Below are 15,353 nucleotides of genomic sequence, written 5' to 3' on the forward strand. Positions count from 1 at the left end.
CATGCGCATCCTCACAGTCATTTATGAATTTCCACCCATCGGTGGCGGAGGGGGCAGGGCTGCCTACGACATTTGCAGGGAACTCGTTGCTCGCGGGCATGATGTCACCGTCCTCACCGCGCATATGAAGGGCCTTCCTTTTCAGGAAAATGCGGATGGAATTCGCGTGATCAGGATTTCATCTCTGCGGACCGAATCCTATGGCGCGAGTTTTTCCACCATGCTAGCCTTCGTTCTGGCTGGACTTTGGGCCGGGCTCCGTTTAATTTACCTTTACCGTCCCGATATCATTCACACCCATTTCGCTGTCCCATCTGGCGCTCTCGCATGGATGTTGTCCGTATTGACTGGCACTCCCTACATTTTGACCGCGCATCTGGGTGATGTTCCGGGCGGCGTTCCAGAGAAAACAGGCAATTGGTTCCGCTGGCTTGAGCCGTTTACAAAGCCCATCTGGAAGCGTGCCAAAAAAGTAGTGGCTGTTAGCGAGTTTACTCGTCAACTGGCTTTGAAACATTATTCAGTCGATATCCAAGTAATCCCAAATGGTGCAGATGTATTACACCTGGTTCCAGCCGAAATCAGATTAAATGCGCATCCTCGCCTGGTCTTTGCCGGGCGCTTTGTATCGCAGAAAAATCCAATTGCTATCGTGAAGATCCTTGCCCAACTCAAAGACCTCAACTGGACGTGTACCATGCTGGGGGATGGGCCTATGTTTGTAGAAATAGTAGAGGAAATCGCAAAGCATGACATGGCTAAGCGATTTGACCTGCCCGGCTGGGTCACGCCTGATGATGTTCTCAATCAATTTTCGAATAGCGATATTTTATTCATGCCATCTTATTCCGAAGGGCTGCCTGTTGTCGGTGTGCAGGCGCTTGCAAAGGGATTGGCTATCGTTGCCAGCCGAATTGGCGGCTTTCTGGATTTGGTTGACCATGCAGGCAACGGCTACTTGATTGAAGTGAAAGACAAGGATGCATTTTCACAAGCCTTGCGCGAGCTTGTTTCCAACCCTGAAACCCTTCTGCAATTCCGCAAAGCCAGCGCTGAAAAATCGCGCGATTTTGACATACAAAAAGTTGTCGATCAATATCAAAAGATAATGCAGGGTGTGGTAAATGGGGATTAAAACCATTGCTTCCATTGTTGGAGCGCGGCCTCAATTTATCAAGGCGGCTCCGGTATCCCGCGCGTTAGTCTCGTCATTTCGTGAAGTGATGATCCATACCGGCCAGCATTATGATTATGGCATGTCCGATGTTTTCTTTGAAGAAATGGAAATGAGAAAGCCTGACTTTAACCTGGGTGTGGGAGGCGGCACACACGGCGAACAGACTGGCAAAATGCTGATCGAAATCGAAAAAATCTTAAATACGGTGAAGCCCGATTGCGTGCTTGTTTATGGTGATACCAATTCCACTCTGGCGGCGGCGCTCGCAGCAGCTAAGGCGGAGATTCCGCTTGCACATGTGGAAGCAGGTTTGAGGTCATATAACAGAGCGATGCCAGAGGAAGTGAATCGCGTTTTAACAGATCACATGTCCACCATGTTATTTTGCCCTACAGATGCGGCTGTAGAAAATCTGGCAAAAGAGGGAATTGTAAAAGGCGTCCATCGCGTGGGGGACGTAATGTATGACGCGCTTTTGCATAACCTGACCAATGCCCGTACAAAATCAAAAATTTTGCAGCAGCTTGGATTGAAGACGGGAGAGTATGCGCTGGCTACAGTTCATCGCGCCGCCAACACAGATGACGCGGAACGGATGCGCTCGATACTTGCGGCATTGGGAATGTTAAACACCCAGGTCATTTTTCCTGTACACCCGCGCACTCGCAAAATTATCCAGGAATGGGGTATTTCGGCCGGTTCAAATGTGCGGATGGTTGAGCCGGTTGGTTACTTTGATATGCTGGTATTGCTTGAAAATGCCAATTGTATTTTGACTGATTCGGGCGGCGTGCAAAAGGAAGCATACCTTGTAGGGGTACGCTGTATCACCTTGCGCGAAGAGACAGAATGGGTGGAAACAGTATCTGCCGGTTGGAATAAACTTGTGGGTGTGAACACGGATTTGATCGTAGAGATGTACAACAACTGGCACCCGCAGAGGAAACGCGCTTCTTTATATGGGGATGGTCATTCTGCGCTTCAAATCTGCAAGGTAATTTCCTCCACCCTTGGCTGATTTTTTCATGACTTGACAGGGGGCTGGTTCTATGTGAGAATTCAGAAAATGAATGCTCAACTATGACAGAAGTTAAACAGCACGAATACGCCCTTCTCAACGAAATTGCCCAAGACTCAATGGTAACCCAGGCGAATCTATCCGACCGCCTGGGCATTGCTGTGGGCAGCGTCAATTGGTATATCAAACGCCTCATTACTCGCGGCTGGGTCAAGGTCTCTCACCTCGACCGTACGAGATTGAAGTATGACCTTACTTCGGAGGGCATGAAAATATTTACCCAACGCGCCATGTCCTATGCCCGCGATTCGCTTAAGATATATGGTAATTATCGTGACAAAGCAAAGATGCTTGTCATGGAATTAAAACAGCAGGGCGTTCAGGATGTCTATCTCAATGGTGACGATGAGATCATGGATATTTTGCGGCTCACCTGTATTGAAGCGGGATTGAAGATTAGCAATATTCCAAATGAATATATTCTTGAATCTGTGGGCCAGGGATATCAAGTGAAACGAATAAAAGAATGAGACGAAAAGGGAATCCATGCCAAAAAATTTCGCTGTGATCGGTGTTGGTGGTTATATTGCGCCTCGTCATTTACGCGCCATTCGAGATACGGGCAATCATCTGGTTGCAGCTGTAGACCCAAAAGATTCTGTGGGTGTGCTCGATCAATATTCATTTGATGTGAAATTCTTTACCGAGATTGAGCGTTTTGACCGCCACCTGGAAAAACTTCGCCGTGGGCCTGAAGAGGGACGCATCCACTATGTTTCAATTTGCTCGCCAAACTATTTGCATGATTCACACTGCCGCCTTGCCCTGCACTCTGGAGCAGATGTAATCTGTGAAAAACCACTGGTCATCAATCCGTGGAATTTGGAGGCTCTCGAAGAGATCGAAGCTGAAACAAAGCACCGCATCCATACGGTCTTGCAATTGCGCGTGCACCCCGAATTGATCAAGCTGCACGAATCTCTTCAAAAGGAAAACACCATTCACGATGTGGAGTTGACTTATATCACCAGTCGCGGCCCATGGTATCAAGTCTCGTGGAAGGGACATGCAGATAAATCTGGTGGCGTGGCCACAAATATTGGTGTCCACTTCTTCGATTTATTAATGTGGCTATTTGGTTCTGTTAATGGTATCAAGGTTTATCATTCCGACGATCAGCGAATGTCTGGATTTATTGAGTTAGAGCGGGCGCGTGTGCGCTGGTTTTTGTCTGTTGATAAGAATGATTTGCCAGTCTCTGTGAAGGCCAATGGAAAGACAACCTATCGTTCTATTACGGTGGATGGCAAAGAGATCGAGTTTTCAGAGGGCTTTACCGACCTTCATACGCGAGTCTATGAAGAAACCCTTGCGGGTCGCGGGTTTGGAATTACAGACGCGCGCCCTTCGATTGGGCTGACCTACGCCATTCGCACTGCAGAAATTTCACCGCGGGATGAATTGGTTCATCCGCTTTTGAAGAAGTAGAGTTACTGTGACTGATTATTTTGTTCACGAATCCAGTTATGTTGATGAAGGCGCTGAGATCGGCAAAGGTACGAAGATATGGCATTTTTGCCACGTAATGTCCCGTTCACGAATTGGCGAGCACTGTAATATTGGCCAGAACGTGCTTGTTTCCTCGGATGTGACAATTGGAAATAATGTAAAGATCCAAAACAACGTTTCGCTTTATACAGGTGTCATTGTTGAAGATGATGTTTTCCTGGGGCCCTCGATGGTCTTTACCAATGTTATTAATCCACGCAGCCATGTCAGCCGAAAAGATGAATATAAAACCACACTGGTTCGCAAGGGTGCATCCATCGGGGCGAATGCCACGATCGTGTGCGGAACGACTTTGGGTAAATATTGTTTTGTCGGCGCGGGCGCGGTAGTGACGAAAGATGTTCCAGATTATGCGCTGGTATATGGCTCGCCTGCTCGTGCGCGCGGATGGATGTGTCAGTGCGGTGAGCAGTTGAAGTTTGAGAAGGATCGTGCAGTCTGCCGGAGTTGCGGTGATGCTTATCGAAAGCAGGACCAGGTTGTCAGTCCAGAGAGAGGCAAATGATGATTTCGTTGGTTGATCTAACGGCGCAGTACCATTCCATCAAAAAAGAGATCGATGCGGCAGTATTATCCACATTGGAGTCGGGGCATTTTATTCTGGGGCCGCAGGTGTCAAAGTTTGAGGAAAGCATTGCATCGTATCTGGGTGTGAATCACGCCATTGGCCTCGCTTCCGGGACGGATGCGCTGGTTTTGGCTTTGCGTGCATTGAATATTGGGGCTGGCGATGAAGTGATCATCCCAGCTTATACATTTTTTGCAACTGCTGGCACGGTGATGTCTGTTGGGGCGAAGCCTGTATTTGTGGATGTGGATCCGCAGAGTTATCAAATTGATGTAAACAAAATTAGAGCTGTCGTTACACCAAAGACGAAGGCCATTATCCCAGTGCATCTGTACGGCCATCCCGCTGAAATGAAGCCCATCCTTGAAATTGCGCGTGAGAATAATTTAAAGGTGATCGAAGATAACGCACAGGGTTTTGGTGCCGAATACGTCGGCAGAAAAACAGGTTCATTCGGCGATATTGCCTGTCTGAGTTTCTTCCCCACAAAAAACCTCGGCGCCTTTGGAGATGCAGGCATGGTATTAACAAAGGACCCTGCACTCGCTGAGCGCATGCGCATGTTGCGCACACACGGCTGGAAGAAAAAATATTATTCAGAAGAAGTTGGCTACAACAGCCGCCTTGATGCGCTGCAGGCCGCGATCCTGCAGGCGAAATTCCCTCATGCAGATGCGTGGAATGAGAAACGCCGCGAACTGGCGCATCGTTATACCGAACAACTTGCACCTTTGGGAGTTGTTACTCCTGTGGAGCGTGAATGGGGAAAGCATGTTTATCACTTGTATATTATTCGTTCCGCGAAACGTGATGCGTTGCAGGCGTTTTTGAAGGAGAAGGGGATTGCCTCCGAAGTGTATTACCCTTTGCCGCCGCATCTCTCTGTGCCATGCCGAAAGTTTGGATATAAGGAAGGCGATTTCCCGCACGCTGAGGCAGCTGCCCTTGAAACGCTGGCGCTTCCACTTTACCCGGAGTTGACTCTGTCTCAACAGGATGAAGTGATCGCGGCTGTGAGAGGGTTTGTTAGTTGACAGAGAAGTGCAGTTATACCAGAACTCAGATTCAGAAGCTGAGTTCTCGATCTGGAATTTGGAACGGAAAACAGGTAATTGGAAATAATGGAAAAAACGCTTGAAAATCAAAAGTGGACAGATGTTATAAAGCCCCAAAGAAGCTGGCTGGACTGGCGTTTAGGGGAGCTTTGGCGCGCACGTGACTTGATCATGCTGTTTGTATGGCGGGATTTTGTTTCAGTGTATAAACAAACGATCCTTGGCCCGCTCTGGTATTTGATCCAACCCCTGCTCACGACTTTAACCTTCACCATCATCTTTGGGAGGATTGCTTCCCTTCCTACCGATGAAGTCCCTGATTTTCTTTTCTACCTGGCCGGGTCTGTCATATGGGCATACTTTGCAGAGTGCTTGAATAAGACTTCGATTACGTTTATTTCAAATTCTAATTTATTTGGCAAGGTATATTTTCCCCGCCTTGCCGTGCCTATTTCAATCCTGATCTCCAACCTGATTGCCTTTGCGATCCAGTTTGCTTTATTCCTTGTTTTTGTCGCCTATTATCTGACAATTAACGAGGCCGTCGCTCCCAATTGGACTCTGCTGCTGCTACCGTTTTATATTTTGGTGATGGCAGGGCTTGGGTTAGGCTTCGGGATTATCGTTTCAGCCCTTACCACCCGCTTCCGTGACCTGCAATTCCTGGTTCGTTTTGGTGTGCAGTTGGTGATGTACGCCACACCGATCATTTACCCGCTCTCGTCCATCCCTGAGAAATATCAGTTGCTGATTGTAGCCAATCCAATGACTTCCATTGTGGAGGGGTTTCGTTATTCATTTCTTGGTTCGGGCAGTATTAATCCGCTGCATTTGCTGTATAGTTTTGTATTTATGCTGGTGACTCTTATGGTCGGGGTTATGCTTTTTAATCGAATTGAAGCAACTTTCATGGATACCGTATGAGCATTTCAATCTCTGTTGAGAACCTTTCCAAACAATACCGCCTTGGCGTGATCGGGAATCGTACCCTGTACGAAGACCTTAATCGCTGGTGGGCGCGTGTACGAGGTCGTCCTGACCCTCTTGAAAAGATCGGTGCGGTTGACCATGGCAATCGCACGGATGGGTTGATCTGGGCGCTGCGGGACGTCAGTTTTCAGTTGGAGCAGGGTGAAGTGCTTGGGGTGATCGGACGGAATGGCGCGGGGAAAAGCACTTTGCTTAAGATCCTCTCAAAGGTCACCGGGCCAACTACCGGTCAGGTAAAGATGCGCGGGCGGATAGCCAGTCTGCTTGAAGTGGGCACTGGCTTTCACCCTGAATTGACGGGCAGGGAAAATGTCTATTTGAATGGTGCGATCCTTGGCATGTCTCGCAATGAAATAACCAGGAAGTTTGATGAAATTGTAGCCTTCTCGGAGGTTGAGAAGTTTGTGGATACGCCGGTAAAACGTTACTCCAGCGGGATGTACGTTCGCCTGGCTTTTGCCGTAGCGGCACATTTGGATCCCGAGATCATGGTGGTGGATGAGGTGCTGGCGGTTGGGGATGCTGCTTTTCAACGCAAGTGCCTTGGCAAGTTAAGCGAAAATGCGGGCCAGGGGCGCACGGTTCTATTTGTCAGCCATAATATGGCGGCGATCAATCGTTTGTGCAGCCGCGCCATACTTTTGGATAAAGGGAAGATGGTTGCGGATGGCGCTGCTGCGGAAATGACCGCGAGATATCTTGCGGGTGCTGCTGAAGAGAATGGTGCCCGTGTGTGGGATGAAAACGAAGCTCCGGGTACGGAGGAAGTCCGCCTGATGGAGATCAATTTATATAGTAGTGATGGGGTTTCAAAATCCGTATTTGATGTAAACGAGGAGATATTTGTTCGTTTGTCCTATCGGGTTGGCGTGCCCAATACGAGTTTCCGCTGTGCACTTATTTTTAACACGCAGGGAGTCATTGCATTTGCCAGCATTGAACCTTCTGAGTTGGTGCGCACAGAGACCGGTTTGTATTCCTCCACTTTAAAAGTACCTGCTCATTTATTGGCTGAAAGTGAATATTCATTGAATGTTTCCGTTTTTGCATCGGCCGGTGCGAAGAAACATTATGTGAGCCTGAGGAGCATCATTAATTTTCAGGTTTACGATTCCATGACAAAACCATCTGCACGTGGTGACTACACTCAAAACTTATTAGGGGTTGTGCGTCCCATGCTGAATTGGGATACTTCCACGAAGAGAATTTAGTCTTAAATGCATAACTTTAAGAAATTGCTTGCATCATTTTGGGTGAAAAACCCAAAGCCATACCCGGAATTGACAAAGCTGGTGGCAAACTACGACTCTCGATGGAAAGCACCGGAAATTCTATATTTGGGCGATTCGGTGCTTGAACGTATTTCATGGAATGACAGGGATAAAAGAACCCTGGATCGCATGGTCGCAGGCCGCCTTACGGGCAGGAAACGCCTCTTATGTATTTCCCATTCAGCATATCACTTGAAGGTCTATTACTACCTCTTGCAAATATTGAAATGCACACATCAAAAACCAGAATTGGTGATATTACCAATTAATATGAGGAGTTTTTCACCTCAATGGGATTTGAATCCAGCCTGGCAGTTTGACGATGAGGTTGATGTATTAAAAAATTATATTGAGTCTCCTGGAAGGGAAATACCGATATTCAAGGAAACAGCGGACCCCATTCCTTTGCCTGAAACGGAAAAGATGATGGAAGTGAAATATCCGTTTACAGACTTGAATCGTCTTGGAGAGTTTCACGATCTAATTAGAAGCAGCCCCTCCACGGAGGATGAAAAGCGTTACCGGAAAAAACATATCTTTATTTTTCATTATCTTCACCCACTGTCGCCAGCCAATCCGAAACTGTCGTTTTTAACCAGGATCACAGAGCTGCTTCGCGAATTGAACATTGACCTGCTGGTTTACATTACTCCCATTAATTATCAAGGCGGGGCGGGAAATGTAGGAGAAGGGTTTGTCGACTTGATGCGTGAAAATATTGGCGTGGTCCGTGATTTGCTTGCCCCGCTTCCCGGTCAGAACACTGTCCGTTTTCTGGATCTTAGTGAGGCGTTATCTTCGGAATATTTTTTTCACGTGGATGAGGCCACCGAGCACTTGAACCAACATGGACGCGCGCAACTGGCGGAAACGATCGCAAATGAGGTTTTGCTCATCGTCGCAAAAAAGAATGGAGCACTTTCCTTATGAAATCACGGCTTAAATCAATGGTCTGGGCGGTATTTCGGTCCATTGGAATTGATGCTTTTTTTCGCAAGCCGGACCATCATTATGTGCCGGATTACTTCGGCAAGTCGGCGCATAAACAAAGGGATATAAGAACGCTTCCTGTTTTTGGCGACCTGGCAGCGAAAGTCATTCGCGATGGACGTTGCTCGCTTTATTACGACCGTCTTTTTACGGTATACCAGGTGATGGCTCATTTAAGTTCCTTCACAAAAACGGGGCAGACCATGAACCTGGCTGAGGTTGGCGTGTACAAAGGCGGGACAAGCTTTTTCATTGCATCCATCGCAGAACGGCTCAATATGCAAATCCGCCATTCTTGCTTTGATACATTCGAAGGCCATGCCGCGGAGGATATCAACCGTGCTGTTGAAATTTCGCATACACCTGGCACCTTCAGCGATACAAGCTTTGAATCTGTAAAGGAATACCTGGCAGAGTTCAAAAATATCGACGTGTATAAAGGCCGATTTCAGGATACTTCCCATCATGTACAGGATTTTCCAATGCACTTTGTGCATCTCGATATGGATATTTACGAGCCGACTATTTTCGCCCTGAAGTTTTTTAATGAAAGGCTGGTTGAAGGCGGCGTGATATTGCTGGATGATTATGGGTTTGAAACCTGCCCCGGTATCGAGAAGGCGGTTCAAGAGTTTAGAGCCGTCCACACGCATTATTTTGGGACCTCCCTGCTGAGCGGTCAATATATGCTTGTAAAACTATAAGGTGACAAAGAATGGAAAAGTTAAATGACTAGAGAACTTACAATCGACAATTTCACTGTCTCCGATGACAGCACCTGTTACGTGATTGCGGAGATCGGTCATAATCACCAGGGTGATCTGCAGAAAGCCAGAGATCTGTTCAAGGCCGCGAAGGAATGTGGCGTGAATGCGGTCAAATTGCAGAAGCGGGATAACAAATCCCTCTTTACGCGTGATGCATACAACAAGCCCTACGAGAACGAGAACAGTTTTGGATCCACCTATGGTGAGCATCGTGAAGCCCTGGAGTTTGGGCGCGGAGAATATGTTGAGTTGAAAAATTACGCTCGTGAACTTGGCCTGACCATGTTCTCCACGGCCTTCGATGTTAAGAGCGCCGATTTCCTTGCAGACCTGGACATGCCGGCGTACAAGGTGGCCTCTGGTGATCTGAAAAATATACCCCTGCTGAAACACATTGCAAAATTTGGCAGGCCGATGATCATCAGTACCGGCGGCTCCACCTTTCAGGATGTTCAACGGGCATATGACGCCATCATGCCAATCAATACCCAGCTTTGTATTTTGCAATGCACGGCATCCTACCCGGCGGAACCTCAGGACCTTAACCTGCGGGTGATCACCACTTATCGCAAATGCTTCCCTGAAGTGGTCATAGGTTTATCCGACCATGAAAACGGAATTGCGATGGCGGTCGCTGCCTATGTACTGGGTTCTCGCGTTGTGGAACAGCACTTTACACTTAACCATACCTGGAAAGGCACTGATAATGTCTTTTCACTGGAACCGATCGGGATGCGTAAACTGGTGCGCGATCTTCATCGTACTCATATAGCTTTGGGAGATGGGGTCAAGCGTATCTACCCCAATGAGGTTGGCCCGATTCAGAAAATGGGAAAGAAGCTCGTCGCTTCACGCGACCTGACAGCTGGTCATTGCTTGACCAACTCAGACGTCGCCATTAAATCCCCCGGCGATGGTCTGCATCCTTATGAACTTGAGAATGTCATTGGTAAAGTTTTGCGCAACGACTTATTGGAAGATCAGGATATAACCTTTGAAAACCTGCAGTAGATGACTGCATGGTGATTGGCCAGGTGATGTAATGTTTCCAAACGAGATACCAAATTGGATCGATGGCCGGGAACAAGGGGCGGTTTCCGACGAATGGTTTGATAAATTAAATCCCGCAAACGGGCAACTCCTTTGCCGCGCAGCGCGTTCCCGCCGAGAAGATGTGCTTCAGGCAGTCGAGGCTGCAAAACGCGCCCAGCCTGCTTGGGCGGATACACCCGCTGTTCAACGCGGCATGATCCTACACAAGATTGTGGTGGGAATGCAAAACCGTCAGAGTGAGATCGCTGCCATTGTCGCCGCAGAAACTGGAAAATCCCATAAAGAGGCGTTGGGTGAAACAGGCGGAGCCATCCAATGCGGATTGTTCTATGCCAGTGAAGGTCAACGTTTGTATGGGCGCACCACCACGAGCGGCACGCCAAACAAATATGCCATGACCATTCGCCAGCCCATTGGTGTGGCCGGTTTGATCATCGCAGCCAACACGCCGATTGCAAACGTGGCATGGAAGGTCTTCCCCGCGTTAATCTGCGGCAATGCCGCTATTTTGAAAGCGGCAGAAGATACCCCCGCCACTGCCTGGATATTCGGACAAATTGCAATGGAAGCAGGTCTGCCCAATGGTGTGTTAAGCATCCTTCAGGGATTTGGCGAAGAAGCCGGCGCGCCGTTGGTGGAACATCCTGAGGTGGGCGTGATCAGTTTCACGGGCTCGACCGAAGTGGGACGCATCATCCAGCGTTCGGCCGGGGAACGGTTTGCGCGCATCTCCCTCGAACTGGGCGGGAAGAATCCGCTTGTGGTCTGCGATGACGCCGACTTGGAGAACGCCGCTAAATGGGTTCTGCTTTCCGCATTCAGCAATGCGGGACAGCGTTGCGCATCAACAAGCCGGGTGATTATTTTTGAAACTGTGTATAAGGAATTCCGCGATATGCTTGTCGAGCGCGCGAACAAACTGAAGGTTGGTACCGCGGATGATTGTGACTTCGGCCCGGTCATTAACGAAGGCCAGTTGACTGGCATGCTAAATTCCGTGGAAAAGGCAAAGCAAAATGGCGCGACTATCTTGTGCGGTGGTCAGCGCCTAACCGATGATGAACACCGCGAGGGCTATTATATGGCCCCGACGTTGATCGAGAATGTCCATCCACACGATGAAATATCGGAATGCGAGTTGTTCGGCCCCGTGGCATTGTTGTATCGTGTGAAGGATTTTGAACATGCGCTGGCATTGGCGAACGATACGCCGTATGGACTGACCGCCAGCATTCACACGCGCAGTATCCACCGGGCGACAAGGTTTTACGATAAAGTACAAACGGGTGTGGCAGTGGTTAACGCTGGGACTCATGGTTCCGAGCCGCACATGCCTTTTGGCGGGCGCAAACTTTCGGGCAACGGTTCGCGTGAGCCGGGCACCGAGGCGCTCAATATTTATTCCGAATTGAAGGACGTCTATATCAACATAGACCCAACACAGGTATGAGCAAATCCAATCCTTCGATCATTGCCTTGATCCCCGCACGCTCCGGTTCGAAACGTGTGCCGGGCAAGAATATTCATCCGTTGGCAGGGCATCCGTTGATCGCGTACTCGATCTCTGCAGCGAAGCAGAGTGGAATCTTCTCTTCCGTCTTCGTTTCCACGGATTCGGAGCAATACGCAGAGATTTCACGCCAGTACGATGCGGAGGTTCCCTTTCTACGGCCTGCCGATATTTCCGGTGATCTCTCGCTGGATATTGAATGGATTGATTTCACACTTCGCAAACTCAAGGAGATGGGGCGCGCGTACGATTGCTTCAGCATTTTGCGCCCCACCAGTCCCTTTCGCCTGCCAACGACCATTCGGCGTGCGTGGAAGGAATTCTTGAACGAAGAAGGAGTGGACTCACTTCGCGCGGTGGAGAAGTGCAAGGAACACCCCGGCAAGATGTGGGTGGTGCGTGGGAACCGCATGATGCCTCTTCTGCCCATCGGACCGGAGGAACAGCCCTGGCACAGCACACCGTATCAGGCATTGCCTGAGGTGTATTCGCAGAATGCCAGTTTGGAGATTGCGTGGTCACGGGTGGTGTTCAATGGAAGGACAATTGCAGGTAATGTGGTCATGCCTTTCTTTACGGAAGGCTTTGAAGGCTTCGATGTAAACCGTCCGTATGATTGGGAACTGGCGGAGCGCCTCATCGTAAGGGGAGAGGTGGAGCTGCCAAAGGTAGAAAAAGTTTTATAGAAAAGAATCAGATGCAGGCGCGAAAAGAAGCGCGACGTCAAAGAGAAAGTGTCCGCTAATCTACGCTAATCGGCGCGGATCAAAAACATTGGTGAAGATTAGCGGACAAAAGAGGAATATATGGTTGAGCTGAATTTGATTCCTGTCGAGGAATTCAATCGAGTGCGAAAGGCTTCGATTGAGAAATACGAAAAACTAAAATTGATCGCAGATATGTGCCGTGCAAACACGCTCGTGGAAGTGAAACGTGCGGGCTCAGGCCATCTTGGTTCAAGTTTCAGCGCAATGGACATTGTGGTCTGGATGTATTACGAAGAGATGAATACGCTCAAGGTCGGCTTTGACAGCCACAACCGCGATATTTATTTCTCCTCGAAGGGACATGATGTGCCTGGTCTGTACGCTGTGCTACATTCGCTCGGTGAAATTCCCGATCAGAAGTTTCTTGCGTTGCGCCGACTCGGCGGATTGAATGGACACCCAGACATAAGCAATCACGGTATCGAAGCAAATTCAGGCTCGCTTGGGATGGGAATTTCCAAGGGACGCGGTATGGCATGGGCAAAGAAACATCTGGGTCATCAGGGACATGTGTTTGTAATGACTGGCGATGGTGAATTGCAGGAAGGTCAGAACTACGAAGCCCTGCAAGTGACTGCTCATCATAAGATTGACAACCTCACAGTTATCGTCGATAACAACAAAGTGCAATCTGATAAACCTGTTAATGAGATTATCAACCTTGGGAACCTCGATGAAAAATTCAAGGCGTTTGGCTGGCATGTCATTCGCATTGACGGTCACGATTTCCGTCAGCTTGAAAAAGCGATTGATGAAGCGAAGCAAATTAAAGGCAAGCCACAAATCATCATTGCCGACACCATCAAAGGGCGCGGTATCTCCTTCATGGAACATCCCGTTGCACTTGAAATCGGCAAAGGATTATATCCCTGGCATTCAGGTGCGCCAGATGACGCCGCCTTTGAGGAGGGATTTAATGAACTGATTGAGCGCATCAATTCAGACCTCAAAACTGCCTCGCTTGACCCGGTCATTTTGCAACCCGTCGAGCCTGAGGCGAAAGTGCCCGTACCATCCATGCTGGAAGGTGAGCCACTCAGTCAGGCGGCACTGGATCGCCTCACGCTCAAGCCAACGGATGAATATGTCTCGCGAACGTATGGTCAGGCATTGGTAGAACTCGCCGCCAAGCGCAAGGATATCGTTGTATTGGATGCTGACCTCTCCTCTGATTGCAAAGTCCGCGATTTTGAGAACACCTATCCCGAGCGCTTCATTGAGAACGGTATTGCCGAGCAGGATATGGTTTCCATGGCGGCGGGTCTTGCTCGTCAGGGCTTGCTGCCAGTTGTGAATTCGTTCGCAAGTTTCCTCGCCTCGCGTGCAAATGAGCAAATCTACAATGCGGCAAGCGAGAAATCGAAAATAATTTATGCTTTACATTATGCGGGTTTGATTCCCGCTGGGCCAGGTAAGTCACATCAAAGCCTGCGCGACATTTCGCTCTTCTCCGCACTGCCGAACTGTCTTGTAATCCAACCCTGTAACGCCGAAGAAACCCGTATGGCAATGGACTACTGTGTGAATCAAACGGATGAAAACTCCGCCCTGCGACTTATCATTGGGCCAAGCCCGCGCCGCATCGCGCTTCCAGCCGGGTACCAATTTATACTCGGGCAGGGTACTCAACTGACAGAGGGGAAAGACGCGGTCATGTTCGCCTATGGGCCTGTTATGCTGCATGAAGCCTTGCTTGCGAGTGAACTACTCGCTGAACGTGGCTTTGGTTTAAAAATTATCAATATGCCCTGGCTCAACCGTGTGGATACGAAGTGGCTCGCTGAAACACTCAAGCCTTATTCCAACATCTTCGTGCTTGAAGACCATCATCCTGCTGGCGGCCTGATGGATAACATCCTTATCGCTTGTGCTGAAAACGGATTGTTAAATAGCAAGCAAATGGTCAAGTTTGCTGTGGAAGGCTATCCCGCTTGCGGCACGCCTCAACAGGCATTGGCCTATCACGAACTGGATGGTCTGTCGTTGTCCAAACGTGTAATGAAGTATTGTGGTTAATTTATGTCTGATATAAAAATTGGAGTCCCCATGCAGAACAAGATGATATCCCGAAAATTTCTCGCTGTTCTATTTGTTTTATTTCTGCTTATCGTTCTAGTTGATAGGTATTACTGGGCGCAAATTTCACAATGGCGTGAAGATCAAGCAACAAATATGTGGATTGGATATACCCTTGGACTGACCCAGATCCCTGTTGGCTTGATCAGCGCCTCAGGGATTCCAAACCCAAATGGTATGGCCATTTTAGGTTACTTCCTAAGTCACTTACCCAATTTACTATCAGTAAGTCTAATTCTCGGTATATCGCAAATCCTCTTGCTTACATTAGTGGCATGGAATTCATCCAGACAAGTTTGTGGGCGTTTTTTTCTTGTGCTCGTTCCGCCTATGACATCCGTGGTTCTGCGTTCAACATCCATTGAATTTTGGAATCAATATTTGCTTACATTTATTAATCTATTCTTTCTTTTAAACCTGTTGAAGTATTTGGAAAAGCCCTCTCTATGGGTCATTCCGCTGATTGTGGCGTTGATCTGCATTGCACCAGCCCTTTATCTGGCTGGGATTGTAAACGCAATTGTAATGGTCTTATTAACCAT

Annotated in this window: 15 protein-coding genes; all 15 read left to right on the forward strand. The window is 48.6% G+C overall.

What is annotated here, in order from left to right:
* The first annotated feature begins 1 nt into the window (after nucleotide 1).
* Nucleotides 2-1,135 (forward strand): glycosyltransferase family 4 protein, encoded by a 1,134-nt coding sequence (locus AC14M5_RS22430; protein ID WP_484031952.1) that lies wholly within the window; start codon nucleotides 2-4, stop codon nucleotides 1,133-1,135.
* Nucleotides 1,125-2,195 (forward strand): non-hydrolyzing UDP-N-acetylglucosamine 2-epimerase, encoded by a 1,071-nt coding sequence (gene wecB, locus AC14M5_RS22435; protein WP_484031953.1) that lies wholly within the window; start codon nucleotides 1,125-1,127, stop codon nucleotides 2,193-2,195. Before AC14M5_RS22430 ends, wecB begins: the two co-directional genes overlap by 11 nt.
* Before the next feature lie 62 nt (nucleotides 2,196-2,257).
* Nucleotides 2,258-2,725, forward strand: a complete 468-nt coding sequence (locus tag AC14M5_RS22440) for a winged helix-turn-helix transcriptional regulator (RefSeq protein ID WP_484031954.1) — start codon at nucleotides 2,258-2,260, stop codon at nucleotides 2,723-2,725.
* Between the two features lie 16 nt (nucleotides 2,726-2,741).
* Complete coding sequence (locus tag AC14M5_RS22445) at nucleotides 2,742-3,683, forward strand: Gfo/Idh/MocA family oxidoreductase (RefSeq protein ID WP_484031955.1); 942 nt, start codon at nucleotides 2,742-2,744, stop codon at nucleotides 3,681-3,683.
* Between the two features lie 7 nt (nucleotides 3,684-3,690).
* The gene (locus AC14M5_RS22450) at nucleotides 3,691-4,269 is read left to right on the forward strand and encodes an acyltransferase (RefSeq protein ID WP_484031956.1); all 579 of its coding nucleotides are present in this window, start codon (nucleotides 3,691-3,693) and stop codon (nucleotides 4,267-4,269) included.
* Entirely contained in the window at nucleotides 4,266-5,366 is a 1,101-nt protein-coding gene (locus AC14M5_RS22455) for a DegT/DnrJ/EryC1/StrS family aminotransferase (RefSeq protein WP_484031957.1), read from the forward strand. The genes AC14M5_RS22450 and AC14M5_RS22455 overlap by 4 nt, the downstream gene beginning before the upstream one ends.
* An 87-nt stretch (nucleotides 5,367-5,453) precedes the next feature.
* Nucleotides 5,454-6,311: an ABC transporter permease gene (locus AC14M5_RS22460; protein ID WP_484031958.1), complete on the forward strand. Its 858-nt coding sequence runs from the start codon at nucleotides 5,454-5,456 to the stop codon at nucleotides 6,309-6,311.
* Nucleotides 6,308-7,588: an ABC transporter ATP-binding protein gene (locus AC14M5_RS22465; protein ID WP_484031959.1), complete on the forward strand. Its 1,281-nt coding sequence runs from the start codon at nucleotides 6,308-6,310 to the stop codon at nucleotides 7,586-7,588. The genes AC14M5_RS22460 and AC14M5_RS22465 overlap by 4 nt, the downstream gene beginning before the upstream one ends.
* 6 nt (nucleotides 7,589-7,594) lie before the next feature.
* Nucleotides 7,595-8,578, forward strand: a complete 984-nt coding sequence (locus AC14M5_RS22470) for a hypothetical protein (protein ID WP_484031960.1) — start codon at nucleotides 7,595-7,597, stop codon at nucleotides 8,576-8,578.
* Entirely contained in the window at nucleotides 8,575-9,342 is a 768-nt protein-coding gene (locus tag AC14M5_RS22475; protein ID WP_484031961.1) for a TylF/MycF/NovP-related O-methyltransferase, read from the forward strand. Before AC14M5_RS22470 ends, AC14M5_RS22475 begins: the two co-directional genes overlap by 4 nt.
* A 24-nt stretch (nucleotides 9,343-9,366) precedes the next feature.
* On the forward strand, nucleotides 9,367-10,416 hold the full coding sequence (locus AC14M5_RS22480; RefSeq protein WP_484031962.1) for an N-acetylneuraminate synthase family protein: 1,050 nt from the start codon (nucleotides 9,367-9,369) through the stop codon (nucleotides 10,414-10,416).
* A gap of 31 nt (nucleotides 10,417-10,447) precedes the next feature.
* Complete coding sequence (locus tag AC14M5_RS22485; protein ID WP_484031963.1) at nucleotides 10,448-11,908, forward strand: aldehyde dehydrogenase family protein; 1,461 nt, start codon at nucleotides 10,448-10,450, stop codon at nucleotides 11,906-11,908.
* Entirely contained in the window at nucleotides 11,905-12,654 is a 750-nt protein-coding gene (locus tag AC14M5_RS22490) for an acylneuraminate cytidylyltransferase family protein (protein WP_484031964.1), read from the forward strand. The genes AC14M5_RS22485 and AC14M5_RS22490 overlap by 4 nt, the downstream gene beginning before the upstream one ends.
* Before the next feature lie 120 nt (nucleotides 12,655-12,774).
* The gene (locus AC14M5_RS22495; RefSeq protein ID WP_484031965.1) at nucleotides 12,775-14,751 is read left to right on the forward strand and encodes a 1-deoxy-D-xylulose-5-phosphate synthase N-terminal domain-containing protein; all 1,977 of its coding nucleotides are present in this window, start codon (nucleotides 12,775-12,777) and stop codon (nucleotides 14,749-14,751) included.
* Nucleotides 14,752-14,781: 30 nt separating this feature from the next.
* Nucleotides 14,782-15,353, forward strand: a 572-nt coding sequence (locus AC14M5_RS22500) for a hypothetical protein (RefSeq protein ID WP_484031966.1), incomplete at its 3' end; no start/stop codon positions are given.

The sequence above is a fragment of the Candidatus Villigracilis sp. genome, from assembly GCF_057083605.1.

Bases quoted from the DNA above. Each gene is read 5' to 3' on its own strand.
- AC14M5_RS22440 (WP_484031954.1), top strand. From the start codon at position 2,258: ATGACAGAAGTTAAACAGCACGAATACGCCCTTCTCAACGAAATTGCC.
- wecB (WP_484031953.1), top strand. From the start codon at position 1,125: ATGGGGATTAAAACCATTGCTTCCATTGTTGGAGCGCGGCCTCAATTT.
- AC14M5_RS22495 (WP_484031965.1), top strand. From the start codon at position 12,775: ATGGTTGAGCTGAATTTGATTCCTGTCGAGGAATTCAATCGAGTGCGA.
- AC14M5_RS22455 (WP_484031957.1), top strand. From the start codon at position 4,266: ATGATGATTTCGTTGGTTGATCTAACGGCGCAGTACCATTCCATCAAA.
- AC14M5_RS22445 (WP_484031955.1), top strand. From the start codon at position 2,742: ATGCCAAAAAATTTCGCTGTGATCGGTGTTGGTGGTTATATTGCGCCT.
- AC14M5_RS22470 (WP_484031960.1), top strand. From the start codon at position 7,595: ATGCATAACTTTAAGAAATTGCTTGCATCATTTTGGGTGAAAAACCCA.
- AC14M5_RS22475 (WP_484031961.1), top strand. From the start codon at position 8,575: ATGAAATCACGGCTTAAATCAATGGTCTGGGCGGTATTTCGGTCCATT.
- AC14M5_RS22480 (WP_484031962.1), top strand. From the start codon at position 9,367: ATGACTAGAGAACTTACAATCGACAATTTCACTGTCTCCGATGACAGC.
- AC14M5_RS22490 (WP_484031964.1), top strand. From the start codon at position 11,905: ATGAGCAAATCCAATCCTTCGATCATTGCCTTGATCCCCGCACGCTCC.
- AC14M5_RS22460 (WP_484031958.1), top strand. From the start codon at position 5,454: ATGGAAAAAACGCTTGAAAATCAAAAGTGGACAGATGTTATAAAGCCC.
- AC14M5_RS22465 (WP_484031959.1), top strand. From the start codon at position 6,308: ATGAGCATTTCAATCTCTGTTGAGAACCTTTCCAAACAATACCGCCTT.
- AC14M5_RS22485 (WP_484031963.1), top strand. From the start codon at position 10,448: ATGTTTCCAAACGAGATACCAAATTGGATCGATGGCCGGGAACAAGGG.
- AC14M5_RS22430 (WP_484031952.1), top strand. From the start codon at position 2: ATGCGCATCCTCACAGTCATTTATGAATTTCCACCCATCGGTGGCGGA.